At 37.9% G+C, this 25,329-nt stretch carries 22 protein-coding genes; 10 read left to right on the top strand and 12 right to left on the bottom strand.

Going from position 1 to position 25,329, the window contains the following annotated elements; genetic code table 11:
• Nucleotides 1-205: 205 nt before the first annotated feature.
• On the top strand, nucleotides 206-1,294 hold the full coding sequence (locus tag NYE65_RS21825) for a serine hydrolase domain-containing protein (protein WP_340861661.1): 1,089 nt from the start codon (nucleotides 206-208) through the stop codon (nucleotides 1,292-1,294).
• Nucleotides 1,295-2,228: 934 nt separating this feature from the next.
• Here NYE65_RS21825 and NYE65_RS21820 read toward each other — a convergent pair.
• Nucleotides 2,229-2,375 carry a hypothetical protein gene (locus NYE65_RS21820; RefSeq protein WP_340861660.1) on the bottom strand — a complete coding sequence of 49 codons (147 nt, stop codon included), beginning with the start codon at nucleotides 2,373-2,375 and terminating at the stop codon, nucleotides 2,229-2,231.
• 345 nt (nucleotides 2,376-2,720) lie between these two features.
• Between NYE65_RS21820 and NYE65_RS21815 the strand changes: the two genes are divergently transcribed.
• Entirely contained in the window at nucleotides 2,721-2,864 is a 144-nt protein-coding gene (locus tag NYE65_RS21815) for a tyrosine-type recombinase/integrase (RefSeq protein WP_340861659.1), read from the top strand.
• Nucleotides 2,865-3,384: 520 nt separating this feature from the next.
• On the opposite strand, the gene NYE65_RS21810 is transcribed toward NYE65_RS21815, so the two are convergent.
• The 6 genes from NYE65_RS21810 to NYE65_RS27325 form a co-directional block, all read right to left on the bottom strand.
• Nucleotides 3,385-5,145 carry a hypothetical protein gene (locus NYE65_RS21810; protein ID WP_340861658.1) on the bottom strand — a complete coding sequence of 587 codons (1,761 nt, stop codon included), beginning with the start codon at nucleotides 5,143-5,145 and terminating at the stop codon, nucleotides 3,385-3,387.
• Complete coding sequence (locus tag NYE65_RS21805; RefSeq protein ID WP_340861657.1) at nucleotides 5,142-5,414, bottom strand: hypothetical protein; 273 nt, start codon at nucleotides 5,412-5,414, stop codon at nucleotides 5,142-5,144. The genes NYE65_RS21810 and NYE65_RS21805 overlap by 4 nt, the downstream gene beginning before the upstream one ends.
• 447 nt (nucleotides 5,415-5,861) lie before the next feature.
• Nucleotides 5,862-6,254, bottom strand: a complete 393-nt coding sequence (locus NYE65_RS21800; RefSeq protein ID WP_340862191.1) for a hypothetical protein — start codon at nucleotides 6,252-6,254, stop codon at nucleotides 5,862-5,864.
• Nucleotides 6,255-8,197: 1,943 nt separating this feature from the next.
• Entirely contained in the window at nucleotides 8,198-8,455 is a 258-nt protein-coding gene (locus NYE65_RS21795) for a hypothetical protein (RefSeq protein WP_340861656.1), read from the bottom strand.
• A gap of 124 nt (nucleotides 8,456-8,579) precedes the next feature.
• Nucleotides 8,580-8,894: a hypothetical protein gene (locus NYE65_RS21790; protein WP_340861655.1), complete on the bottom strand. Its 315-nt coding sequence runs from the start codon at nucleotides 8,892-8,894 to the stop codon at nucleotides 8,580-8,582.
• A 72-nt stretch (nucleotides 8,895-8,966) separates the two neighbouring features.
• Nucleotides 8,967-9,971, bottom strand: a complete 1,005-nt coding sequence (locus NYE65_RS27325) for a thermonuclease family protein (protein WP_445670430.1) — start codon at nucleotides 9,969-9,971, stop codon at nucleotides 8,967-8,969.
• 598 nt (nucleotides 9,972-10,569) lie between these two features.
• Between NYE65_RS27325 and NYE65_RS21775 the strand changes: the two genes are divergently transcribed.
• The 7 genes from NYE65_RS21775 to NYE65_RS21745 all read left to right on the top strand — a co-directional run bounded on the left by NYE65_RS21775 (nucleotide 10,570) and on the right by NYE65_RS21745 (nucleotide 14,532).
• On the top strand, nucleotides 10,570-11,205 hold the full coding sequence (locus NYE65_RS21775; RefSeq protein WP_340861654.1) for a hypothetical protein: 636 nt from the start codon (nucleotides 10,570-10,572) through the stop codon (nucleotides 11,203-11,205).
• On the top strand, nucleotides 11,205-12,428 hold the full coding sequence (locus NYE65_RS21770; RefSeq protein WP_340861653.1) for a hypothetical protein: 1,224 nt from the start codon (nucleotides 11,205-11,207) through the stop codon (nucleotides 12,426-12,428). The genes NYE65_RS21775 and NYE65_RS21770 overlap by 1 nt, the downstream gene beginning before the upstream one ends.
• Complete coding sequence (locus tag NYE65_RS21765) at nucleotides 12,397-13,128, top strand: TatD family hydrolase (RefSeq protein ID WP_340861652.1); 732 nt, start codon at nucleotides 12,397-12,399, stop codon at nucleotides 13,126-13,128. The genes NYE65_RS21770 and NYE65_RS21765 overlap by 32 nt, the downstream gene beginning before the upstream one ends.
• 169 nt (nucleotides 13,129-13,297) lie before the next feature.
• On the top strand, nucleotides 13,298-13,585 hold the full coding sequence (locus NYE65_RS21760; RefSeq protein WP_340861651.1) for a recombinase family protein: 288 nt from the start codon (nucleotides 13,298-13,300) through the stop codon (nucleotides 13,583-13,585).
• Nucleotides 13,522-13,971: a recombinase family protein gene (locus tag NYE65_RS21755; RefSeq protein WP_340862165.1), complete on the top strand. Its 450-nt coding sequence runs from the start codon at nucleotides 13,522-13,524 to the stop codon at nucleotides 13,969-13,971. Before NYE65_RS21760 ends, NYE65_RS21755 begins: the two co-directional genes overlap by 64 nt.
• Nucleotides 13,972-14,032: 61 nt before the next feature.
• On the top strand, nucleotides 14,033-14,269 hold the full coding sequence (locus NYE65_RS21750; RefSeq protein ID WP_340861650.1) for a hypothetical protein: 237 nt from the start codon (nucleotides 14,033-14,035) through the stop codon (nucleotides 14,267-14,269).
• On the top strand, nucleotides 14,266-14,532 hold the full coding sequence (locus tag NYE65_RS21745) for a hypothetical protein (protein ID WP_340861649.1): 267 nt from the start codon (nucleotides 14,266-14,268) through the stop codon (nucleotides 14,530-14,532). The genes NYE65_RS21750 and NYE65_RS21745 overlap by 4 nt, the downstream gene beginning before the upstream one ends.
• A 362-nt stretch (nucleotides 14,533-14,894) precedes the next feature.
• Here NYE65_RS21745 and NYE65_RS21740 read toward each other — a convergent pair whose 3' ends face one another.
• From NYE65_RS21740 to NYE65_RS21720, 5 genes are all read right to left on the bottom strand, one after another.
• The gene (locus NYE65_RS21740) at nucleotides 14,895-16,031 is read right to left on the bottom strand and encodes a DUF927 domain-containing protein (protein ID WP_340862164.1); all 1,137 of its coding nucleotides are present in this window, start codon (nucleotides 16,029-16,031) and stop codon (nucleotides 14,895-14,897) included.
• 38 nt (nucleotides 16,032-16,069) lie between these two features.
• Entirely contained in the window at nucleotides 16,070-16,969 is a 900-nt protein-coding gene (locus NYE65_RS21735) for a DUF927 domain-containing protein (protein WP_340862163.1), read from the bottom strand.
• 389 nt (nucleotides 16,970-17,358) lie between these two features.
• On the bottom strand, nucleotides 17,359-21,516 hold the full coding sequence (locus tag NYE65_RS21730) for a S8 family serine peptidase (RefSeq protein ID WP_340861648.1): 4,158 nt from the start codon (nucleotides 21,514-21,516) through the stop codon (nucleotides 17,359-17,361).
• 272 nt (nucleotides 21,517-21,788) lie between these two features.
• A complete protein-coding gene (locus NYE65_RS21725) occupies nucleotides 21,789-22,430 on the bottom strand; it encodes a response regulator transcription factor (RefSeq protein WP_328178282.1) in 642 nt (213 codons plus the stop codon).
• A complete protein-coding gene (locus NYE65_RS21720; RefSeq protein WP_340861647.1) occupies nucleotides 22,405-24,264 on the bottom strand; it encodes a GAF domain-containing sensor histidine kinase in 1,860 nt (619 codons plus the stop codon). Before NYE65_RS21720 ends, NYE65_RS21725 begins: the two co-directional genes overlap by 26 nt.
• Nucleotides 24,265-24,547: 283 nt before the next feature.
• On the opposite strand from NYE65_RS21720, the gene NYE65_RS21715 reads away from it, so the two are divergent.
• A complete protein-coding gene (locus NYE65_RS21715) occupies nucleotides 24,548-24,739 on the top strand; it encodes a DUF6262 family protein (protein ID WP_340862162.1) in 192 nt (63 codons plus the stop codon).
• Nucleotides 24,740-25,329 lie beyond the last annotated feature (590 nt).

Here is a 25,329-nt window from a genome sequence, read left to right as displayed (position 1 = left end):
ACTAAATTGTATAAGGAGGCAATACAAACACAGGCGGAAGAAATGCTCTGGTGTTGCTTGTCAGAAATATATATCCTGCTTGCTCAGGTGTCTTAAGTCTTTGTAATAGTGGAAATATTTATTTTTCATATATGCTTTACGATTGAGCTGAGGGACGCTACAAGAAGTACAAAGCCCTCAGTTCTTCATTAAAGGGAGTGTTTCTATGACTCATACAGGGTTATCAAATACCGACGAACAGTTTATTGAAAATACTGTTCAGACATTCATGAATACACATCATGTACCCGGTGCATCTCTAGCTCTTTCTTATCAGGGACGCCTTGTATTTGCCCGTGGGTATGGCGTTACAAATCTAGCCACAAACGAACCGGTAAACAAAGGTCATCTCTTTCGGATTGCAAGCATTTCAAAACCAATCACTGCTGTAGCCATTTTCAAGTTGGTAGAAACTGGCCAACTTCAACTTGACACTCCAGTTTTCGGCTCCAATGGTATCCTTGGAACCACCTATGGCACTCAGCAATACCGGCCCAATATCGAGAAAATTACAGTCCAACATCTCCTTGAGCACACTAGTGGCTGGCCAAGTTCCGCCGATCCAATGTTCCGTCATCTCGACTTAAATCAACACCAGCTTATCACATGGATGCTTGATAACGAACCATTGACTTATGTACCGGGACAGACCTTCGATTATCTCAACTTCGGTTATTGTTTGCTCGGTCGTGTGATTGAACGAGTTTCGGATATTTCTTACGCTAACTTTGTTCGACAATACGTCTTCGAACCCTGTGGTATTACGGATATGCATATTGCCGGTGACACTCTTGCGGATCGTCGAGCTAACGAAGTTGTGTATTACCCGCAAAGCAACTGGAATCCTTACACAATCAAGGTGTCCCGCATGGATTCGCATGGGGGTTGGATTGCATCTGCAACGGATCTCGTTCGTTTCCTCGTTCGCGTGGATCGTTTCTCCTCTAAACCAGACATCCTGGACAGAGAATCCCTAAAGACGATGTATACAACAACAACTGCACCAAGAATAAATGGAAGTCCTGCAAATTACGCTAAGGGATGGGCTATCAATCCATCTGGGAATTATTTCCACGACGGAGATATACCAGGTTCGGCTTCTATCTTTGTACGGACGCATCACGAATATTGCTGGGCCGTGTTAGTCAACTCTCGTAACGACACACAATTGGAAAGAATGCGCTCCGACCTCGACAACCTGATGTGGACGATTATTGGGCACATCAATCATTGGCCAACATATGATTTATTCTAAAGTTGGGGTAGTACACCATGCCCATTCAAGCTAAGGCAAATGAATAGCCCGAAAAAAACGCTATTCTTTCTGTAAATTAATAGGAAAGGATGGTGTTTTTCATGAGTCTTTCGCTTCTAGGCATTTGAACCTTTTTCCCAAAAATTACAACGGTGTTTGTCTTCTCAAGTTCTTCAAAGAGGTAGGCTTTATTTATCGAGATTATATGAGATGAATTTTTTATCGAATACAAGCATTGTTGAACATCTAACCAATCGGATTTTGCAATTGGAACAATAAATAACTGAACTAGACCAAAATTCAATTTAACAATTAAAATTAATTTAAGCACAGCTATTTGAATGATTGCTGTGCTTAATTTTTTCGTATCTCTTTGAATTAGATAAGTTCTTTCCCCGAAATGCCAAATTCAATATTATTATGCCTGTTCCCATCTGTTAAACAACGAAGGCTTTATATGTTTGTTTGTAGCTGCCCCCCCTTTGAACTTCCATTTTCTCACAAAACAAATCTTCCTCTTTTATCCGCTCAACTTGCCATCCTAACAGTTCACCCTTTGCTTTTTTCATGGCCACAGGGTATTTTAAAATAAAAAAACGCCCCCAACCCAATTGTTTGAGAGCCTGAAACAAAAAATTAACGTTTTTGTGAACTGGTAGACGATACATGCCTTTAAGACATATTTATTAGGTTCTTTTATTTGTACATATAATACAAAATGAAATAATATACCCGTTCTATATGTTTCATGACCAAAACGTAGACATAAAAAGGTGGTAATTAGCCTAAAGCTGGTACCACCTTTTTTCATATCCTTATTTAATAAATGTGGATGCATTATTCAACACAAACACCCGTTATCTACCCATGAAGCTCTGCTCCACCACGGAGAATGAAAATATAGTGAACTGTCCATTGAAGTAAACCCAAAAAGTTAGTTGTAGATTTCCTTCCCATGGCCCTGGTAATCGTTTGGATCGTTGGGATTCGAACCCGGGAACCAAAGGGCTCTCGGGATATTCTTGTCAAATGAGATGTTTCCATTCCAGTACCAAATATGGTCGCCTAGTTCGAGCGTCATTTTGATGCACTCCTCTCAAGATGGTCTATTGCTCACGTTAACTAAGACGTGTGGTTATGCGCTTGTTTCATGGGCAACCTCGTAGATAGGAATTTGCTTTTTCAGCGATAACACCGTTTATTAATGCCCGTTAAACATAAAATTATCCCAAAGCATCTTGTTATATATCTTATGAAACAGGTGTAATCTCTTGGCTTCTTCTGGAATAATTAGGGTAACATTACAAATAATAAACCTAGGGTTTCCATGTAACAGTATTCATTTTTGGACCAACCATGAAACCACGTTTAGGTATATGACGATCAAGAATTCATCTTCGCAGAAAACACTGGTCATTCAAGGGTCATGAAGCAAGTAGTATTTCGTTTACAGCGTCTAATGAAGCATATCGATGTAGACCAGCATATTACCCTTCACAGCTTTAGACATACTCATACATCACTTCTCATTGAAGCTGGTGCAGGGGTAAAAGAGATCCAGGAAAGGTAGGTCATTCCGATATAAACACAACAATGAACATTTACGCTCATATGACAAAAAATATCGAAGAAAAGACCTCCCATAAGTTCAGTCAACTTACGAAAGGTCTTCTCTAATTGGTGAAATTAAAATGCTTCGAAATCCGAAGGTTAGCAAAAAGTTAGCATTTCTCACTAAACTTCATCTTACAAACCCGTATATATCAAGGGTCGTAAGCCCTTCTTATATCATGCCGCCCATAGTTTGTAGGATATTACATGAGAACATCGTACAATCTAACCTTATTTAAATCACACAATGAAACATTTGTTCCTCACTAGAATATTCACTCAACAATATATAAAAATATCGGTATCGGCACCCATTCGGCACTTTTTTTGGCACCTAGGGTGTTTTTTTCTTCTATTGGGGATGTATCTTTCTTAGTAAATATCCCAAATAACGTAATTAATAAATTACCAGCAATTGTTCGATTTTGTTGTTTTAAAGTTTCACTAATTTGTTCTGCATTAGCTCTCCTGGGCCAGAATCATCTTCCTATGCTATAGCCGCTGACCTGGACAAGTCGGTAACCTTCACCGACAAGTTGATCGAACGCTTGTTGGTATTGGACTGACCTTAACCCGTGCCTCGCATGCCACGCAGGGCCAGCACTTTGTTCCCAGATCGCGGCATAGCGATCCTCTCCGTTTATGTTATAGCCACTGACCTGAACCAGCCGGTAACCTTCGCCGACAAGTTGATCGAACACTTGTTGGTATTGGGCCGACGTCAGCCCGTGCCTCGCATGCCACGCAGGACCACCACGTTGTTCCCAGATCGCGGCATAGCGATCCTCGCCATTTATACTATAGCCGCTGACCTGAACCAGCCGGTAGCCTTCGCCGACAAGTTGATCGAACACTTGTTGGTATTGGACCGACGTCAGCCCGTGCCTCGCATGCCACGCAGGACCACCACGTTGTTCCCAGATCGCGGCATAGCGATCCTCGCCATTTATGCTATAGCCGCTGACCTGAACCAGCCGGTAGCCTTCGCCGACAAGCTGATCGAACGCTTGTTGGTATTGGGCCGATGTCAGCCCGTGCCTCGCATGCCACGCAGGACCACCACGTTGTTCCCAGATCGCGGCATAGCGATCCTCGCCGTTTATGCTATAGCCGCTGACCTGAACCAGCCGGTAACCTTCACCGACAAGCTGATCGAACGCTTGTTGGTATTGGGTCGATGTCAGCCCGTGCCTCGCATGCCACGCAGGACCGCTACGTTGTTCCCAGATCGCGGCGTAACGCCAAGGCTGGAGCAACTCATTACTGAGATGCAGCTTGACCGTCCTTTGCGCCTCGTCGACTGCGACCACGGTCACTAGGACACCACCAGCTTCCAGATAGTATTTAGTACCAGCGACTGCCGGAAATGCCGCTATCTTCAGGGTCGAAACATTCGGCGGTGCTCCGCTTGTTAGGTGCGCGACAATGGAACCAAATGGCCCCACTTGCGCCCCCCTGCCTTTTAAGCCCTTATCATAATACGTGGCGGTAGAACGGTACTCGAGGTACAGGCGCTGGACATGCAATCCATCAGCCCACGCTACGATCGGCGGTCCGCCCCACCCCGGCTTAGGTGCGCCGTCCAGCGCTTTGAGTTCGATTTGGACTTCTCCCGGCCTCGACAGAAGCGAATGACCGACATCGACCCCTACATTCGGCTGGCCCATATCTAACCAACCGCAGCCCGTGAGGGTGGAGGCACACATCCCTGGCCCATCGGGTAAATTGTTAAAAGACGCGTTGGCAAAGGTGAACTTGTTGCCTTCCCCTCCCATGATGCAGAACTCATCACCATACTCTTGCGGACCAGCCGGAGTATCAAGGTTGGCGTGATTGGCGTTGTAAAGATGTCCGATTTCATGGCCGAGTATGGCAGGCGTCATGCTGGCTGCGGCCATATGTAAATACTTGCGGTTCGGGGCCCAGGCGGCACTGCTCGCCCCTGGTACATCGATGATCAGTGCGAAGTGGCCATATGGGGTCAAATCGACTCCCAACATCTGCTGGACCATGGGAACGACGCGGTCTCCCACGCCAAACCCGTAGTTGCTCCACTCCTGTACAGTCATCTGCAAGGTACACCAGTCGAAGACCCGAAACTCCAGTAGTTCCCGCTCACCGGATTGGTCGAAAACGAAGCCTGCCGTGTGGGTAATGAGTCGATGCACCTCATCACGCGTGATCGTAGTGACCCTCGGCACATCGCTACAGGAAAGCAAAAGTACCGCGAGATTATTCATAGCACCCTCCCACGATTGCTTACAACAATTAATCTGATTTTGGAAGAGTCTGCACAGTCTGTCATCATTGGCGTCGTTATCCGGCTCGGCACTGCAGTTGCACTTATGGCCACTCGAGAAGCGGATAAGTCGCTTACTAGCGAATAGCTTTCATCTTTCTTTTCTACTTGCAAATAACCGAACCGATGAAGGAAGTTTTGTAACCAGGTTACCCCCGTACCCTGATTCCCTCGTTTTAGACCGATTCGAAAGTCTTGACTTGGCATCATTGTCATCATTCCTTATCTTGTTAAATTTCTCGGCTTTTAGCAGCAGTCATACCCAAACGCTTTCGATTGAGCAGGAAACAAAAGTTCCCTGCCAAAAGATATTTTCACCGATCGGAAACCGATTTATGTAATACTATTTCTTCAAATTTCGACAATATAAACTTTTCTCTAAATAGCGGAAGAAGGAGCAACCGTCAATTTTGGTATCATATACCCAATAAATAGAAAAGCATCATGAGTCATTAGAGAATTGAAGCCATTTGTGCATCTAGGGGTACCGCCACATGCCCATCAAGCTAACAAAGTAAATGACTAGATACAAAATGCTCTTTGTTTCAAAACGAGAGAGCGTTGGAAAAGTAGACATGTCAAAGAAGCCTATATTAAAATATGATTTTTTTCACTAGGCAGCTTGTTTGTGTTTCACCGTCTTTTCGTATACAACACCTAGAATATCAAAGACGGTCTTCTTCTTATACCGATGACATTTACGGCCATTTTTCTTAAGCATTGAAAGGGATATTGCTTTTTCACAAATTCTTTTTTGAGAATTACATAAGCAATACTACCCATGAAAAAGCCAAGATGCTTTCTAAATTCATTATATTTCAATCTTACTGAAGGTATATTGTTTGTAGTGCAGGCGGCTATAGCCGCAATATTATCGTCAACTACAGCCGTATAGAAGACCTCTGTATTAAAAATATGGGCAAATGTCTTGTAAAGTTTAGCTTTATCCTTTGAAAAATAATTCAGCCATTGATAGAAGCCGTCTACAAAGATTGTACTCATCTCATCTCTTATATTTCTTTCTGCTTCACAAGCCCGAATAATATTCATAGTCTATCCCTCTATTCTTTGTGAATGTTTCAACTCGATTATTAAGAACACACATATCTTTCCATCATATAGAGCATTGCTTCAATTGGTTCTCTAGTTGACAAAACGATCCCATTTCACTATCCTGCCTTTTAATTGAGCTACTAATATTTTCTATTCTGGTTAGCACAAACCTTCCATCTTCATCTAACTATCCGTTAATTGAACTACTTATAACTGCGATTTCTTTCATTCATTATCTTATTCAAGATAATGGCCCTTTAATGGAATAGAGAAAAAGGATGCTACACAAAAGTTATTCATTTTTTTTGAAACATCCTTGATTCTTGCTTATTTAAATGTCATTTTTTATCGTGATTACAGACTATTACAAACGATATCCCTGATATACAAGGGTTTAAATCACTTTATAACATCATGCCGCCCATAGATTGTGGAGTTTTACATGAGAACATCATACAATCTAACCTTAATTAAAGCATACAATAAAACATTTGTTCCCCACTAAAATATTCACTCAACAATATAAAATAATATCGTTTTTGGCACCCATTCGGCACCTTTTTGGTGCCCAGGTTTTTTTTCTAATAAACGGATTTACCCATGCAAGTTGAAATTTCATCCATTATTCAAAAACCTTTCATTAGGAAAAGATTATCTTTATATGTCTAATTTTTGATGCTGAGATTCGCTCTACAGCGAAATTAACTTTTGTTTTATGGATAATGAATGGTTCCTTCGATTTAATATAGAAGCTTTTAAAAACACACTATTTTAAGAGACTCTTAAACCTTCTTCTTAGGGTAAGTTTTACTCACAACATATCTAAGTTCCGATAATATATAGTTATTGGAACTTAGAAAACTAGATTAAAATAATAATCAAAGAGACCACTTCAAGTTTCTTTCCAGGATATGAAATGGTCTCTTTTTTTAGTATATTTCGATGTGAAAATATTCAAAGAAATAGTGAAGCCTCTGAGTAGCTCTGAATATAATGAATGGGCAATGACCTTGGATAGATAATATAAAGACAAAGACCTCAATAACTCATTTCTTCATTTAAAATCATTTTAGTATCGATAATAATTTTTGCTCTATCCATTTACTCATACTGATTCCTTCTTGTTCAGATAACGCTGTCATACTTTCTAATAGATTAATGGGTAATTCCAAACTAGTTTTTCGATAGGAACTTCAAAAAATCAGGTGACGCTCTTCATTGTAGATGTATCCTTGTATTAGAAATGGCAGGATATCATCCGCAAAGAAACCCTTTGTCGTTAATGGCCTTTCCCCCGCCCGAATTAAGAGTAGGATCGTGTGATCCTGTCTCTCAATCGTATGTTTTCCATTCCCCATGTTTCATATAAATAGTCCACGAATGGATAAAGGACAACGGCATCCTTCGGAATTTCTAGCTCTACATAGCCTTTATACTCCAAAGTGGATTGATGAATGGGTTAGACTGGCTTTAACTGATACTCCCTTGTCCCTTCATCAAATGGCAACCATTTTTGAATATTGGCTAAGTAAAAACCCCATTCATTATCCTTATTCCGTTAACACGGGCTTCAGGCACCTTACTTGAATGGAATTTCTGAAATAAGACGATATCTTGACTAGCAGGAGAAGGCTAGCTTAGATGGTATACTTTTATTTCTACACACATACAAAAGGAGAAGACTAGAAAATCTTCTCCTTTTTCATTTAATCCTTTTCACGATAATTGGTTCTTCTCTCTCCTAGCAGTTCCGCAGCCTTTTTCTTCTATCGCTTGGTAAGGCTAAATAAATGGTAGCTAAATGCCTGTAATAATTGCTAAGAATAGCTCTTTACATAGAGCCTAAAATAAACGTTATGTAAACTAGAAAAACTGTGTAATAAAAAGAACCTATAGTGATCTCTTGCATCCACTTCTTCTTTATTCCTCGGTTCAGCAGCCTAAGTTTTCGTTTTAACTTTTTCAACCTCTTTGCCATGTTTCTCCACTTCTTGATTAGCCTTTTGAATTTCTTTTACAAGTTCTGCGACTAATTTATCAGCTTGTCCAGCCTTTTCTTCCACATATTTAAGTGTAGCATTCAAGTTTTTAATTGTATTGTTAGCTGCAGCAAGCTCTTTAACCTTTGCTTCATATTCAGCTGTTTTGATGGCTAACTGTTCCTTTGTGGCCTGATGATTAGCTGTTTCAGTATTCAATTTTGTTTCCAAATCTGAAAGCTTTGGTTGCAAATTTGAGATTTTTTTAAAAAAGCTATGTTAATCGTTAATGTTGTTATTTCGATAATAAAAAAGCATGCCTATATATAGGCATGCTTTTTTATTACCATTTTTCTTCATCATCAATCCATTGATTATTTTTTAACTCATATGATTTATTATCGTCATGGAAAACAAAGAACGATGGTAAATTCAATATATCCCGACCTGATTTTTTCCAACATTGACCAAACCAATCTGTAAACGCTTTTTGTTCTAACTCGTATATTGCTGGATAGTTTTCTTCGTAAAAATTATCAAGAAAATCATGAGTCCGGTGATGAACACAGATAGTTCTGCACCAGTCTGCAGAAACGTCGGCAGAACTATCATGCTCGACATAAATATTAACGTATACGACAATACCAAAAGCAGACAAACGACGAACATCGGATCTCGCATAAAGTACTGCCGCAGTATAAACAATGCCAGCGCGACGAGCCCTTTCGACTCACCTCCTTTTATTGTTCACAAGCGTAATTATCTTTGTCTCGGTCCATCTTCGCTTGATAAGCAGGATGGTCGGATGGTACGCCATTTGGATATTTGGTACGTAAGTCGGTGCAGTTCTGGAAGAACTCTGCTTGTGGTTCTGGCTCTGGCTCTGGCTCTGGAGTAGGCGCTGGCTTCGAAGCAGGTTTAGGTTTTGGAGCGGGAGCTGGCTTGCTTTCTTCTCTTCTTCATAATGGAAACCGTGGTCATGGTCTACGTGAGCATAGCCTGGAATACTCCAAACTCCAATCTTTTTATTACGAGCGATATACTGTGCCTTATGAAATTCATCGAGCATTGTTAAATCGTTATATAAGTAAGCGGTTGCGGCTAATCCTTTTTCCAATACCATTTCTTGATAAGTCGTATCCCCTACCCAAACATACGCTAATACTCGGCCATACTTATCGGTTCTCTCTTTTCCTACTTGAATCCCAACCGTTTTATTCTTTAATGTTTCTGTAGCAAACTGAGAAGCTTCGGGACCGAACTTTTCGACTGGCTTTTGTGGGTGCTTGGTCTCAGGTGTGTCGATTAATAACATACGGATTTGTTCTTGCTTTCCATCCATGAGGACTTCGATTGTGTCTCCATCAATGACTCGTACCACTTTCGCTTTGACTCCATGCTGTACGGCTTTAGGAGTAGCTGTTTTAGTTGTAGCGGTTGTAGTAGCTTTTTCGGAAGGCTTTTCCGTTTCCTTTTTAGCTGTTTCAGAATCTTTTTTCTCAGCCTTTTCTTCTTGCTTTTTCTCTTCCTGTGATGATTTGGTTTTCGTTTCATTAGAAGCTGTTTCTGTATCTAATGTCGGGTCGTTAATTATTGCAATCATAAAGACTACGAATGAAATTAAGCTGAATAAAAACGATTTTCTCCATTTCTTCTTTCTAAAAATATCAATGATTCCTTTCACGATAAAAACTACGAATAATAAAAACGCGATAATCTGAATTGCTCCTAACATCTTATTCCTTCTCCCCCTGTTGTATCTCGTATAGTTCTTTCATACATCTAATTTCTGTTGCCTGCTTATTAATCCACTCGTCTATGCTTTCAGCAGATCTTCACCCCCAAGTAATTCTTTCTCAAACATTTCAATTTGTTTTCTCATTGCCTTTTTTCTTCTTCAACCTACCAACTTAATTGTTTCTTCTTTGGTATTATCAATAACCCACCTTTAAATAATTTAAAGAAATTATATACCATTTTATTATTAGTAGAAGAATACCCAGTAGTTCTCACATATTTTATTTATCTATCGATTCAAGATTAATATGGAATTTCTTGTATTTACATGTGAAGATTAGCACAATAGCTGTTACATGCGTATTGCATTTTTATAAGTTAAATCTTAGATATCAGTAGCACAGTGTGTTAATTAACTGTTACCCTTCTGGAAAAACCAAGTACATTTGTCGCATTTTGGTGTTAATATAAACATATAATGTTTTTCCATATATTAAAAAACTTCCCTATTATAAGGAAGCACTAAAGTTATTAATAGGAAACTGGCATTGTTTTTTTACACTTAAAGAACATATATTTCGTGGGAGGTAACAGAAATGGGAACATCAAAAAGGAAATTGTCTAACGAAATAAAAAAGTTATTGAAGGATAAACCGCTATCCAATTTAAATGATACTGCACCAGAATTAACAAAAAAAATCTTATCTAAAAAAATACTAAATGAAAATTTTGACCAAGAGGATATAATTGATAATTCCATCAAAATTATTACTAATCAATTTCTCTCATTATCATCAAGTGGTTTTAAAGGTAAAACAAAAAAAGAATTGATTAATGACCCAATAACTCAACAAGAATTCCTTGAAATGATATTAGATCTAATAGAGAACTCTATAGTAATTGAGTCAAAGATACTTGAAAAAGCTTTAAAAATTGTAATGTGCAAATTCTTAGAGGTTGATGAATTTGATGTTTATTCTTTTGCCCAAATTTTATTCTATGAAATTGTATTTCAAATATTGCTTGGGGAATTGAATGACAATATAAAAGATATCTTCGAAGAGATAGAATATGACCTTATACAAAATATGGTTAGAAACGCTACAAATCAAGTAATGAATGTCGCTGTATACGAAAAAGTGAATTTATTTATAGAAAGAAAGATATCTTTAAATGAAGTATTAGATGAAATTGCAAAGCAAACATCCAACGCAAGCTTTGGTGAATTTTGATGGAAGATTTCGATTCCTTTTCCAAACTACATCTTAATTTGTTAAATCAAATCAACTATGATTATAAAAATAATAGTACAATAGTCATTGATCTTGTAACTGTGATGGGTGCAATTTATTGTACAGATGTTCATACTCCTAAAACCAACGATAAACCACGTTATATAGAAATGACAATACCAGTATTTAACTATCATATATGGTCTAAAGTTACGCATTTAATAGAGAATTTGGCAAAGTGGGTTTCTGAAGATACATTTAAAGTGAATTTTCAAGAAACAAACTTTGAACCCAGCAGCTATACTAATAGTCTATTACCTCCCTATCCTAATGATGTAACTCTCTTTTCAGGAGGTTTAGACTCTTTTGCTGGAGCTTATCATAATTATATAAATGGCATTAGCAGTGATTACGTTGGTTTTATCAATAAGGGAGAAGAAAAAACAAACCAGGAAAAAGTTGCAAAGTTTTACAAGGAAATTTTCATTGATACAACCGAAATAATATTAATAGAGAAACCATTTAAAAAAAAGAAGTTTTTCATTCAATCAACTAGATCCTTACTTTACCTTGCTCTTGCAATTGCCAAATCTTATTTTAATTCATCTCAGGATGTTTACTTATATGAAAATGGTATTCTTTCCCTCAACCCAGAAATAAAAAATAGGTATACAACAAAAACAACTCATCCTAAAACAATCTATTTATATAGACAATTACTTGAAGAATTGAATATTAGTATAAGAGTTAATCATCCATTTATGTTTAGAACTAAAGGTGAAATAATAAATGATATGGATAGAAGATTCAAAGAAAATATTAATAATACGTTTACTTGCGGCCAAGGAAGAGCCCATCCTGATCGTAAACATTCTGGACAATGCGGAATATGCATTCCCTGTCTTTTAAGAAAAATATCACTCTCTGCATATGATAACGAAGAATTTGATGTAACATATGAATATTCTTATGGCACAAAAATAAAAGATGTACAAGAAGAAGTATATAGAAAGGATTATGCAAGCAATTTGGATTATTTTAATTACTATTATGATTTAATTAAAACAAAACGAACACACCTTGAAATTCACACAAGAGACAAGTATTATAGAGGAGATTCTAACTTCAGATTTAACAATAATGAAATGTTTGTTAGATTCTCTGAAGAATACGAAAGGTTCATGAAAAAATATGCCCCTAATCGATACTCATGTACATATTGATTTCTATCCCGATCCCGAAAAAATTGCTTGGCAATATGAAAATTTAGGTATATATGCAATGTTTGTGACTAACTTACCAGAGTTATTTGAAAAACATTATAAATCTTTTGGAGGATTTAAATATGTACGGCTATGCTTAGGATATCACCCTCAAGTTTCAAGTGAATATGTTTTAAATGAAACTCTATTTCAAAAACTTGTACTTAAAACTAGATATATTGGTGAGGTTGGGCTTGATTATCAAAATGAACATGCAGATATTAAAAATAGGCAGATTAAATCGTTTGAATTTATCACATCACCTTTATTTAATAAAGGTAGGATTTACTCTATACATTCAAAACACACTGAGGACATGATACTAGAAATCCTAATACAGAATAAAGTTAAACACGCCATTTTCCACTGGTATAGTGGAAAGCTATCGACTTTAGAAAGAATAGTTGATAACGGCTATTACTTATCAATAAATCCTAAAATGTTAAAAAGTAAACATGGACAAAAGATTATCGAACGAGTTCCCTTAAATAGAATGCTTTTTGAAACTGATGGGCCATTTGCAAGATATAATAAGCAATTAATTTACCCATCTTCTTTTTCTGAAATTTACTCAGAATTTGAGAAATCAATCCCCACTTTTAGTGAAACTGTTTTTAAAAATTTCAAAAGGCTTCTCATTGAAAAGGACCTTTTTAAGTAAAATAAATTACTCTCTAAATTACGAGAGTTTTTTTTACAACAAAAAACGAACATACATTCCCTTGAGGAGGCTTTATTATGAAAGTTGCAGTATACATTCGAGTTTCTACCGAAGAACATGCAAGCGAAAGCTATTCGATTTCCGCTCAAAAACAGTGATTGAAAGCCTATTGTATCTCCCAGCATTGGGATATGCCGCATTCTATGTCGATGAAGGTATATCTGCTAAGGACATGAAACGGCCACAGCTTCAACAAATGCTGCAAGATATTAAAAATGGTGATATTAATTGTGTCCTTGTCTACCGTTTAGATCGTCTCACCCGTTCTGTCTTAGGAGTAGCTGCACTTGCTCAATGGGAACGTGAAAATACAGGTGAACGAATACGAATGGGATTACAGGAAAAGGTTCGTCAAGGAAAGTATGCCATGAACCACGTCCATTCGGCTATAACTTAGATTTAAAGGCCGGTAAGCTGTCCATCCATGAAGAAGAGGAAGCCCCTATCGTTAAATTGATTACAGAGCTTTATTTGAAGGGATACGGGGCCAATCGAATTTGTAAGTATTTGAATGAAAGAGAAATTACCACTAGAGATGGAAACCAGTGGAACGATAAGCCATTAATGCAGATTTTAAAGAATCCCCTCTATTGCGGAACCATAAGATGGGGTGATGTTTTAGCTGTAGATTCAGTCCCACCAATTATAGATAAGGACACCTATAACGCAATTCAAAGAACTATTGAGAGAAGAAAAAGTCTCTCCCCTAAACACATTTCCAGTGAATATATATTTTCTGGTAGTTTAAAATGCTTAAACTGTGGACAACCAATGGTAGGCTAAGGTATACACTCCCCTGGCAGACGGTCAGAAAAAGATATATAAAAATTATCGTTGCCTGCGGGTGAAAAGTGGTGAGTGTGATGGATCAAGAAGTATCTCGGAATTTAGATTAGAACGGGCTTTCTTATACTACCTTGAAAGATTAAGCTTTACTTCCGTATTAGATGAAATTGCAGCTACTGGAGAAGAGACATTGAATGAGCAACACAATCAATTTAACATTGAATCACTACAAAAGGAAATAGATAAAATCGAAGGTGAAAAAAAAAATGGCAGTATGCATGGAGTAGTGACATGATATCGGATGATGATTTCCGTTCAAGGATGGATGAGGAAAGAAATAGAGAAGTTGAAGTAAAAAATCAAATACAATCTTTTAAACCCCAAGAAGAGGTACACGCAGATTTAACCGACATCAAATATGTACTTATAGACATCAAGAGAAACTGGTCTGAACTAGAAGACACTGAAAAGAAGGCCCTTGTTCAGTCAATTGTAAAGCAAGTTCATGTGGGTTATATTGAAAAGGTATTAACTGCTGAAAGTGTGGATTATCATTGAAATTCTACACTTTTATGTACTCCCATATCTCTTAAACCTGATTACGGGATACAAATTACGTGAGGCCAATTACTTGCAGTTACATAAAAACAGACTGAAATTCACTATTTTGTATTCATTTAAAACATTGATATATCAACGCTATTTTTGCTATATTTAAATAAAATTACAAAAATACAAGCAAAAAAAACCGGTAATATCCTATAAACTAGCAGCACTAATAATAACAAATCCTATATAAATAGTTAATAACATTTGTAATTTTTGTAATCTTGTATTTATATCTTTAAAGACTACTCTATCAACGTTCAAAGGGTTACAAAAGAATACAAATTGTGTATCCACATGTAACCCTTTTTATTTCAAAACTCTTTTGTACTGAAGTCAAATCCCAACTTTTTGATAATATCTTTATTGATTAAAATTCCTTTATGAGCCCTACCTCTTTTATTAATAGTTGTGTAATCGACATCCAAGTCCTTATTTTTAAAAGTGACTGTGACATTTCTCTTCAACCAGGCAGATCGAATTTGTTTTGCATTTACCCCTAAACTCTCTTTAATGTAAGCAGGGGTTAAATACAATTCCCCATTGTGATATAAAGCACTAAAAGTTTGAGTAGGATCATAGTCTACATATAATCTGTTACGATTTGAATCAATTTCTTCAAGTAACTGTTCCAGCTCTAATAAAGGTCTATCAACTGCCTTGTTATCATTTGATATATTGTAGAAAAGTGCCTCCAGAGCGTTTAGATCCACATCTAATCCTTCACGATTAAAAAGGTCATTTAGTACTTTTCCAATAAACACTATAAAAGAGTAATGAAGAGAAATTCTTCTAGCAACATCATTCTCAACTGATTTTTCCAAATACATTTTTCTGTACTCTTCAAATTCCTGCAAATAAATAGTTCGTTTATCTTTCCAACGATTTAAGAACTCAATTCCAATAGCACCATGATTGTCAGTAAATGAGGTGTAAAGTTTTCCTGAAAAGCTTTTGTCTTCACCTTCAAATGAGAACTTAGTAATAGGAATTACTCTTGCTGCTACTCCTTGAGCTTCTGCATAGGCCAAGATTTCATTTTCACCGGATGTTAACATAATGGATCTCCATGATGCGGTGTGTTGGCTGCCTGTGATACTTCCTCTTAGCTTTCCTATGTTATTCACAAACTGATAGATCATCGTTTGAATCATTTTGATGTCGTTTACTCCATTAGAATCATCAAGTATCTGAGGATAAGAATTCAGGAATGCAGATCTTCTTTCAACTGCCACTTTAGTTGTGTTAAAAGATCCAATATACTCTTTAGGACTCCCCCATACTGATGCACAGAGTAGAAGTAAACCACTTTTACCACTACTAGATTCTCCTGATACATCTACAACTATGGGCTTCATATCAAACTCATGTAAAATAACCGAAGCAAAAGATGCTAGTAAAGGGAAAACTGCCTTTGGGTGATCCTTCACTAAGTTAAAAACATCTTCAATCCAACTTTCAACAGTCCCTTTTACCTTAAATGATTCTATTAGTTGTTGTTCCCCCCATCTCCCGGAACTATATGTATATCTTTCGTTGAAATGGGATGTATGAAGTTTCCCTTTACATCCCCTAGCCTATTTACCATTTTAACTGTCGGTATTTCGTTTAGTCCTATGAACAAATCAAAGTATTCAATTAGGTGTTTAGAGTTTGAATCATTGCAACTTAACCCTTTATCTGCAAGTGCCAATAATTCACGCCTTGAGGCTAACATACCCGCAGGAACAGTTTCCTTATAGTCCTTTCCTTTGTTACGCCAACTAATTTCATAATATATCTCGCTTTTTCCAATATGTTCCAAGTATTTAGTTATGAATGGAACATTCCTGCTCACAAAGACTTCAATGTCTTGAAATTCTCCGTAGACCTTTTTCACTTCTATTCTATAAAGTGAATCATGCTTAATTCGATATGGCTCAGGTATGACAAATCCCGATACTTTATCAAAGTCATTGTTGCTTGATTCTGATTGTACCAACTGCTTTTTTCTTGTAGTAGACTCTAGTTTTCCAATACTAGCAATAGAGGCCTTTACATCATTTATAGTGTAGCTAGCGTCTTTATCAATACAGAAATACTGGTAGATTAATAGCATGCTTTTCTCAACTTGCTCCATCGGTACTCCCGTTGATTTCAACCTTCTTCCAAAATCATAGAGCGATTGATTACGTGATCCATTTTGCATAGGAATTGAAAACTCATAACCTTTTGTCTTTTCAGCATTCCAAACTGGTCTTAAGAACCAAGGCAGTTCATTGGGGTAATCCGTTATTTGGGATATGAACCTACCTTCTGTGTTATAAGTCGGAAACACTATTAAACTATTAGTTGTGCCAACCCGAGTGTCTACTACAATCCCTATGGACGAAAAGAAATGACTAATCATTTTCACTTGAACGTTCTCATTAGAAGTTGCCTTAAAAATAAATTGAAAGCCCCTTGGTGTTTTGATTAGATGATGATGGACTTTTTCTCCTCTTAGCAACTCCACAAGATAAGAAGCATGCTCTAGAATATCTACATCGATTACAATAAAGCCTCTTGGGATTAATGCTCCAATCCATCCACCCTTTGATAGATGTTTTTGTATTTCTTCTTCAGTTAAACTTTCTTAGCAGCGTTAACCTGATGGGTTGGTGCCCTTTTGTTGAAGAAATCTGGTACTCCGTACATATCTTCTAAAGAAGAGGACTTATCAACTTTTCTTAACCCTGCTCTACTTATTTTATAAAGAAAAGGGAGGAATGCTCTGCATTCCTCCCTTTTCTATTCTTGCTATTGCTTTGGCTCCAGTCCGATCAGGCGCAGGAAGTATTCCAGACCTTTTTTGCCAATTGTTGCTTTTGGCTGCTTATCAGCAGGCGCATCCGGTCCCTTCGTAAAGAAGTTTTTCTCGACGAAGCGAATATCTGTCTCATTCACCACTCCGTCTTGATTGATATCTTGCGGCACGATGGATGCATCATTCGTACCGTATGCATCAACAACACTTCGGATATCGAGTATATCAATCATTTTGTCTCCATTCACATCCCCTGCAATACTTCTTTGATTACTTAGTCTAATATATTGCCCACGTAGCTCACCTTTTGCATCATGATATCCAGGAATGAACTTCTGCATCACTTTAAGGTGCCCCGCAACTTCGAAAACAGCTGTATATACCTGATCGGAAGCTGGAATATCATTGATTGTGAAAGATGCATTTTTATTAATTGTTCCTTTATACTTTTTACCGCTTCTGGAAAGAGCGTAGACTTGCGCTCCTATTTTTGAATAATCTCCTTTCTCCAAAAATTCACTCCCTGGATTCCCTACCAAAAATGCTTCCGGCTTGATGTAACCCAGCAACTTTGTATGTTTAGGAATTATTTTAAAATCTTCAGTGCCGTAAAAAGGAATGGCAGTGCCTGCTATTTGTCCCGATTTCTTATAAGACCCCTTCTTGACCTCAAATCCACGAAGATCTTCGTAGACTTCATCATTCAATACTTTAATCGTTACATCGAGGAACGGCATATCTCCTTCCAGTCCTCTGAATGCATTTCCAGTAATGGAAGCACCGATTTTCACACTATTAAGGTATGGTCCTTCTTCCGTCACAACTGGCTCATGGAGTGATACCTGTAAGCCTTTTTCCTTTGCATATTGTTGGACTGCCTTGTTCAGCTTCACATTCGAAAACGAGAAGAAGCCTTTGTCGAATTCTACATTAAATTCTCCGGAGACAAGCTGTTTCACATTATTAAGGCTGAGTGTCATCGTAATGTTATCGCCGACTTTAAACTCTTTCTTGTCATAACTGGTAGTCGTATATTCCGTCCCTTCTTTCATGAAGAAATACTTTTGGTAACCAACTGCCGTTGCAGTATCCCACGTTCTCAACCAAAATCTTAAAGGTTTTTTTGCAATATCCCTCTCCTCAATTCCTACTTTTACGTCTCCATTCGCTTGAACCGGGAAGTACCCAGCTATTCTTGTATCGTCACCTGCATAGTAACCCATAGTATTGGACGATTGATCGACGTTCACCCCTTTAGATTGTAATAGATTCACTGTCGCATCCTTAGCTGTTCCATGCAGCCACAATGCTTTTTGGCCATCTTCTACTGTAAACATTGAATCATTGATTTCGATTACACCCGATTTTATATCCATGTTCACTTCTGGTGCTACATTGTCCACGATAAGCGGATTTTCAAAAACATATGATTTCCCATCCGCATCATGTGCAATCATTTCTAGTATATAGTCGCCATCTGGAAGCTTTATAGGAACATCACTGATTGGGTTGGATGAATCATTTGTAAACGGAAAGACTGTACCGCTGAATACACCAGTAAAATAAGTTTCTACATCTACTAATAATCTACTCATGTCCGCTGTTCCTATGAACCCTACAGCTCTACCTGTTTTACTGTCTTTTACAAGCACATCCATGGTTTTCATTGGGCTATTCAACTTCATGATGCCATGGATAACTGAATCATGATATTGCCAGAAAGCCGTCGTATTTGTCACGGATGGTCTAGTTGTTTTCAGATAAGCAAATCCCTTTTCCGTCACCATGACAGCAAATGGAATTTGATAGGTTTCGGTCGGATTGTTGGCATTGGTCACATGAATATACCCTTCATATCTTCCTTCCGCAGCGCTGGCTGGTATCGTCATTTTTGGCTCAAGCGCTTGTATTTGGCCGCCTCCCACTGTAATCGATGAAGGCACATCCACTGTAACACCGTTACTCACTGCATCTTGAATCCCTTTACGCCCACCGTGATACTCCACTTCTAGAGTAAAAGTTTTTTCTTTCTGGCTGTTGTTTTGAACCGTCACTTTTTTACTTGCTTTAATGGGTTGATCATCTTTTTTATAATGTTTGCCGAATACAATGGAACCTGTTTCTTCATCAATTTCTACGACGTTTCCATTCTCGATATTTTGTGTCTTATCCCATACTTTGATGGAGGTATCTGTATGAACCGCTTGATAGGCATCGATTCGTCCTGCGCCCACTTCGTATACAGAATTATCCCCTTTTAAATCATCCGAAGTATTCATAAGTGCCAATTTTACATCGAAAGGAGTATATTCAGGATGCTCCTGCAAAATCAGTGCTGCTGCACCTGCCACGTGTGGCGAAGCCATCGATGTACCCGACAAGCGCACATAGGCATTCCCGTAATTAATGCCGTCCTGCGGATCGTTGATGAATTCCGGTGTCGTAGAGAATATCGACACACCTGGAGCGACTACATCCGGTTTAATATCATAATTTCCATTTACCGGTCCCCGTGAGCTGAAATCTGCTAAATGATCGCCTTCCGTTTTTGTGTTATTTAACGTTTCAAATGTGAAAGAACCTTCGCCTAGCGCCTTTAATCGTTCACCATCCGCTTTTGACAGGCGGAAAGATGGAATATATCCCACAACCTCGCCTAAGTAGGCAGGTATTTGTCCATCTGCATTGTTATATACGATAACAGCTTTAGCCCCAGCATTTTTAGCATTTATTATTTTTTCATCAAACGTAATTTCCCCACGCTGAATTAACGCAATTTTTCCGTTCAGATCTTTCTCTGTAAAATCAGCTGTTTTACCAAGTCCTGCAAATACAACTGGTATGGATTGTCCTTGTAAATCTTCTAACTTATTAGAAAAATCTTTGCCCAGGAGCTGCATATTTTCAAATTTCTCTGCGGAAGCGCTTCCATTAAATGTTGGAATGGACATCGAAGCATCGCTTGCCCCTACTGATATACCAAGAGCAGCCGTTCCCGGGGAACCTAGAGTTTTTTCGTTCGGTCCGGAGTTGCCCGCAGCAACGACGGTCACCACACCTGAAAGCATGGCATTATTTACTGCGACAGAAGTGGCGTATAAAGGATTGTTCGTCGCGGCGCCGAGCGACATATTGATGACGTCCATGCCATCTGTAATCGCTTGATCGAGTCCAGCAAGGATTCCTGCTGTATCTCCCCCTCCCAAAGGTCCCAATACTCTGTAAGCATATAAATCTACTTCAGGTGCTACTCCTTTCACAGCATAATCCGCATTATTTTTCTTTTGAGCTGCAATCGTCCCTGCGACATGTGTCCCGTGGTTTGTGTAGTACACTAAGCCAGGATATTCCGGCTTGCCAGCATTAATCCAATCCTCATATGTTGTTTCCATTGGATCTGCATCATTATCTATAAAATCATATCCACCTTTATATGCATCTTTTAAGTCAGGATGATTATAGTCAACACCTGTATCAAGAACACCGACTTTAATCCCTTTACCGGTAATGTTCTCGGAATGTAGTTTGTCCACGCCAATTTGCGGAATGCTGTCCGCCATTTTCGGATCGATGGTTTCTTTCGTTTTTACCGGCGGTTCCACTTTTACCTCGTAATCTTTAAAAATACGTTTAACTACTCCGGATTGCAGCAAATTCTCCACTGCCACACCCGGCAGAGTCATCGCTACACCGTTGAGGGACTTTGTATACTCTCTTGTGATGTTTACATCTTCCACTTTGTAATTAGTAACGTTTTTCTGGGATTTCAATGATTGCACGTGCTGTTTAAAATCTTTGTGAGCTTTTTTCACTTTCTCATTCGCATCAGCAGAAGATAGTTTCTTTCCTTTCGCTGCTTGTTTCATCACTTCAATTTTCGCCGGCGCCTGTTCAAATTCGACGATGACTTTGACTAATTCGGTGCTATTTGCATCAATATCCGGTGAAATGGTAAAGGTTGTATTTGTTTCTAATTGCTCTAATGCCTTTCTTTGTTCTGCAGACAGGCTCGCTAAGATCTCTTCCGCATTTTCAACTGGATTCAGCTTAAAAGGGCTTTTCGCCAATACATTATACGGAGCGCCTTGAGATAATAACATGCTAACAGCTAGCGTTCCTGTAAGAATCTTACTGATTTTTTTCCTCTTCATACCGCATCCCCTTATCCTATATAATTGCTATTTACTCTCTAAACATTTGTTCTTCATAAACAATTCATTTAAAGATGAATTCATGAATCTAGTAAACTAAGATTTAATACATCATCCCACATTTCTACTTTTCTGAAAATTAATCATAAGAAGTAATTTTTCATCTATTGGTTCTAGATCAATATATAACTAAAGAACTACTCCAGATCTGTTATTAAAGATAAATAATAAAGGTACTGAACAGTACTTTTAACCTTTTAAGTGATTATGATTTATGAAAATGGAACAAGTTGATTTCGAACGGCATAAATGACTGCCTGTGAACGGCTTTTCACATTCAGCTTTTTGAAAATCTTATTGATGTGAATTTTGACGGTCTTATCACTGATAAATAAGGCTTCAGCGATTTCTTTGTTACTAAGACCTTTGGCCAACTCAAACAGTATTTCTTTTTCACGCTTAGTCAAAATATTTTCGTTTGGCTCTGATTTCGTTTGCTGGTGATGGTACGTTATCAGCTTTTTCGTCATTCGAGGATGAATAACCGAATCTCCTTGTGACACCATTCGAATCGCTGCTACCACTTGTTCAGATGACGAATCCTTCAATAAATAGCCATCTGCACCAGCCCGAAGTGCTTCCATTAAGTATTCATCATCTTCAAACATCGTCAATACAAGAACGCGGCAATTCGGATACTGACTTTTCACGAGGGACGTGACCTCAATGCCATTTTTTCCTGGGAGATTGATGTCCATCAAAATACAATCAGGTCCATACTCCTCTACTTTCTTCAACACCTCATCCCCGGACACGGCTTCTCCCACGACTCGGATGTCTGATTCGAGATCCAATATACTCCGAATTCCATCACGCAAGACCGTATGATCATCTACTAATAATATTTGAATCATGATACTCCTCCCTTGCTTCTGAATCTGGAATCAACAATGTAATTTCTGTACCTTTTCCTGTGAAACTATCAATCTGAAGGGTAGCACCAAGCTGTTCGGCTTGTTCATTCATATGTAAAATGCCATAATGGGGCTCATGCTTTGTTTTAATCATGGATTCAAATAGGGAAAAGCCAACCCCGTTGTCCTTTACTTTTAAAAGTACATGTTCACGTTGATAGCTTAGAAGAATGTCAACTTCGTCCGCTTTTGCATGTTTTACTATATTTTGCAAGCTTTCCTGTAAAGTATCGAAGATGGCTCGTTCTATTGTGAAACTGAGTGTTCGAGAACGGCCTCTTTCATGATATTTAATCGCTAGATTATTTTCTTGTTTTATCGATTGAATTTTATTTGCAATGGCTTGTTTTAACCCTAGCCTATGGGTAGGATATGGCTTTAAAGCATAGATAGAATGGCGAACTTCACCTAAACTCTTCCGTAATTTTTTTATACTTTTGTCTACCATTTGCTCCATGTTTCCTGATTGATCTGCGGACTGCCTCAGAGCTGATTCCAGCTGAAATATGACCCCGGCTAATACTTGTGCAATTCCATCGTGAATTTCCCGGGCAAGCCGATTTCTTTCTTCAAGAATCATTCGTTTTTCTTGTTCGGCGACGAGGGACCGTGTTTTCAGCAAGCTGCCCAATTGATTGGCAAACGTAGATAAGGACTGTATATCTTCGGTAATAAAACTCGCCCCCCTGCTTTTACCTGCAATAAACACCCCTACCAATTCATGATTTACTATAAGAGGCAGGTAGACAAGGGAACGTATGACATCTTCAAATACTTCATCTCCCGGGGCCATACCTGTTTTCCAATCAGTAACAACAAAGGTTTTAGATATTTCTTCAAAATTTGGATGGATATCAGAAGAACTTGAAATATTGGAATGTACTTTTCCATCCATTAATAGAAGCTGCCAATCCCCCTCATCTTTTACCCATAAAGCAAACGCCTGTATTCCCAAGAATCCTTTAAGTGATTGTTTCATTTGATCTAAGTTTCCGGCAGACAGCCCGTGACTTAACTCCGTCGTAATGGTAAAAAGGTTATATAAACGTTCTTTTTCAATCCGTATTTGCCTCATGAAGGAGCTGATGGCGCAGATTGCTACAAGTGGGAAAAAGAAGAACGGAATGGTAATCCCATCCAACTCCGCTCGATATCGATGTTCTAAGATATAAATAAGAGAGGCGTAACATAAACAAAAACTGGCACTCAAAAATAAAAATATATTTTTCTTGTGCCACTGTTCTAGTGGATATTGCTGAGGCAGAATCACCATTAAAAGATCATATAGAAGGGTATTGAAAAGGCAAAAAAATACGGTAAATAAAAGCAAGCTTATTAATTCTTCATATAAAACTGGCAGGTTCATCTCCGTAATAAAAAAAGATATACATTCGTTGGAAAACCATTCTGCCAAAGTGATACTAATAGCAAATTGGGTGCAATTAAATAGTGTTCTTTGTATTGGTAAGCGGCGAAGAGTATGTGTAAAAACCATCACACATACACAAGCAACAACCGTTATATGTATACCAAACTCCCAATTCATTGGATAAATAAGCGTAAGACTGAGTGTAATACCTCCTCTTCCAATACGGATAGGAAAATACTCAATAATCCCCATAAACACAGCTAACAACAAAACGATTATGAATTCAGAAGGCACTTCACTTTTAAATATGGAATTTATAACAGCAATCATACCAAGAAAAGAAATAGAATATAGATAAAAACTCGCTATTTGTTCCCTCCTAGTGATAGAATCTATCTTTTTCAAAACGGCACCTTCCTTTATTTGCAAGAATCATTATCTATCATTATCTAACAAAAAACCGGCACTGGCAAAATGGCAAAATACCCACTAGCCAATCACCGGCTGTGCCATTACCCTAAATGGGAAGGCACAATACTAGTATACTATTAGATTCTTTATTTGCCTGCTCATCAAATGTTGTAAATGTCATGGTCTTTTGTTGTAGACTATATAGTACAAAAAGTGTAAGTAAACTACACTTCATCCCCATGACCCAAAGTTCAAATCTCTTTTTATTTGACGGAGGATTCTTTTAGATGCAATCTCAAAGTATATCAAAGCATTTTCCCAAGTTTTACAACGTCTTATAAAAACAAAAGCTAAAATTAACTTTAACCGAGTTGCGAAGGTATCAGGTTTATCTAAGGCGTTTCTCTATACCAATCTAGAAATACGAAACCGAATTGAAGAGGGATATGTATCAGTCCCATTTCAATGAATTGTCCAAGAAGTTTAGCCATAACTACCTTGATAGCAATCTATGAATTTGAATCTCCCAGCAAAACTGTAAAAGGTGCAATATTATTATAATAAAACTTAGAGGAGATTTATAAATGAACTTTCAAAGGGTTCTAATGGGTGTCTTGTTTTATTACTTGGGTTGAATGTTTCAGCTTGTGGGTTTGATCGTGTTTTAGGGAATGGAGAAGTTACCTGATCTTGATTTGAAGTAAGTTAAGTCAATTTATAGCCGGTAAATTTTGATTACACTTAAAACTTACAAATGAAAATCCTTTGTTTATGCGGTTTTTCTTGTAAAATTTAAGTTGTATAATAAATAGAACAAGATTTTTTGCATTGGAGTGAATAAAATGAAGATTGGTGTACGAGGAAACAAAGTTAAGTACATTGGGGTTAATCCACTTCAAACCGCACCAATTCAACCTATAGCTGTTTTGGGATACAATATTGAGGACATTATAAACAATACAATCGTATATAATTAAATGGAACTGATGCTTTTTAAACGGAGAGAGAGTGATTTCAAAAGTAATTAAAAAACCTTAACCCAATAAAATACAGGGCTAA

Source organism: Peribacillus sp. FSL R5-0717 (genome assembly GCF_038002945.1).
Lineage (GTDB): Bacteria > Bacillota > Bacilli > Bacillales > DSM-1321 > Peribacillus > Peribacillus frigoritolerans.
This window is presented reverse-complemented; position numbering and strand designations above follow the sequence as displayed.

What these genes read in the sequence shown, in the direction of transcription:
- NYE65_RS27325 (WP_445670430.1), bottom strand. Translation starts at nt 9,971, where the DNA reads ATGTTAGGAGCAATTCAGATTATCGCGTTTTTATTATTCGTAGTTTTT.
- NYE65_RS21770 (WP_340861653.1), top strand. Translation starts at nt 11,205, where the DNA reads ATGGAAGATTTCGATTCCTTTTCCAAACTACATCTTAATTTGTTAAAT.
- NYE65_RS21810 (WP_340861658.1), bottom strand. Translation starts at nt 5,145, where the DNA reads ATGAATAATCTCGCGGTACTTTTGCTTTCCTGTAGCGATGTGCCGAGG.
- NYE65_RS21815 (WP_340861659.1), top strand. Translation starts at nt 2,721, where the DNA reads ATGAAGCAAGTAGTATTTCGTTTACAGCGTCTAATGAAGCATATCGAT.
- NYE65_RS21725 (WP_328178282.1), bottom strand. Translation starts at nt 22,430, where the DNA reads ATGATTCAAATATTATTAGTAGATGATCATACGGTCTTGCGTGATGGA.
- NYE65_RS21765 (WP_340861652.1), top strand. Translation starts at nt 12,397, where the DNA reads ATGCCCCTAATCGATACTCATGTACATATTGATTTCTATCCCGATCCC.
- NYE65_RS21800 (WP_340862191.1), bottom strand. Translation starts at nt 6,254, where the DNA reads ATGAATATTATTCGGGCTTGTGAAGCAGAAAGAAATATAAGAGATGAG.
- NYE65_RS21730 (WP_340861648.1), bottom strand. Translation starts at nt 21,516, where the DNA reads ATGAAGAGGAAAAAAATCAGTAAGATTCTTACAGGAACGCTAGCTGTT.
- NYE65_RS21805 (WP_340861657.1), bottom strand. Translation starts at nt 5,414, where the DNA reads ATGATGCCAAGTCAAGACTTTCGAATCGGTCTAAAACGAGGGAATCAG.
- NYE65_RS21825 (WP_340861661.1), top strand. Translation starts at nt 206, where the DNA reads ATGACTCATACAGGGTTATCAAATACCGACGAACAGTTTATTGAAAAT.
- NYE65_RS21735 (WP_340862163.1), bottom strand. Translation starts at nt 16,969, where the DNA reads ATGATTAGTCATTTCTTTTCGTCCATAGGGATTGTAGTAGACACTCGG.
- NYE65_RS21775 (WP_340861654.1), top strand. Translation starts at nt 10,570, where the DNA reads ATGGGAACATCAAAAAGGAAATTGTCTAACGAAATAAAAAAGTTATTG.
- NYE65_RS21745 (WP_340861649.1), top strand. Translation starts at nt 14,266, where the DNA reads ATGATATCGGATGATGATTTCCGTTCAAGGATGGATGAGGAAAGAAAT.
- NYE65_RS21820 (WP_340861660.1), bottom strand. Translation starts at nt 2,375, where the DNA reads ATGACGCTCGAACTAGGCGACCATATTTGGTACTGGAATGGAAACATC.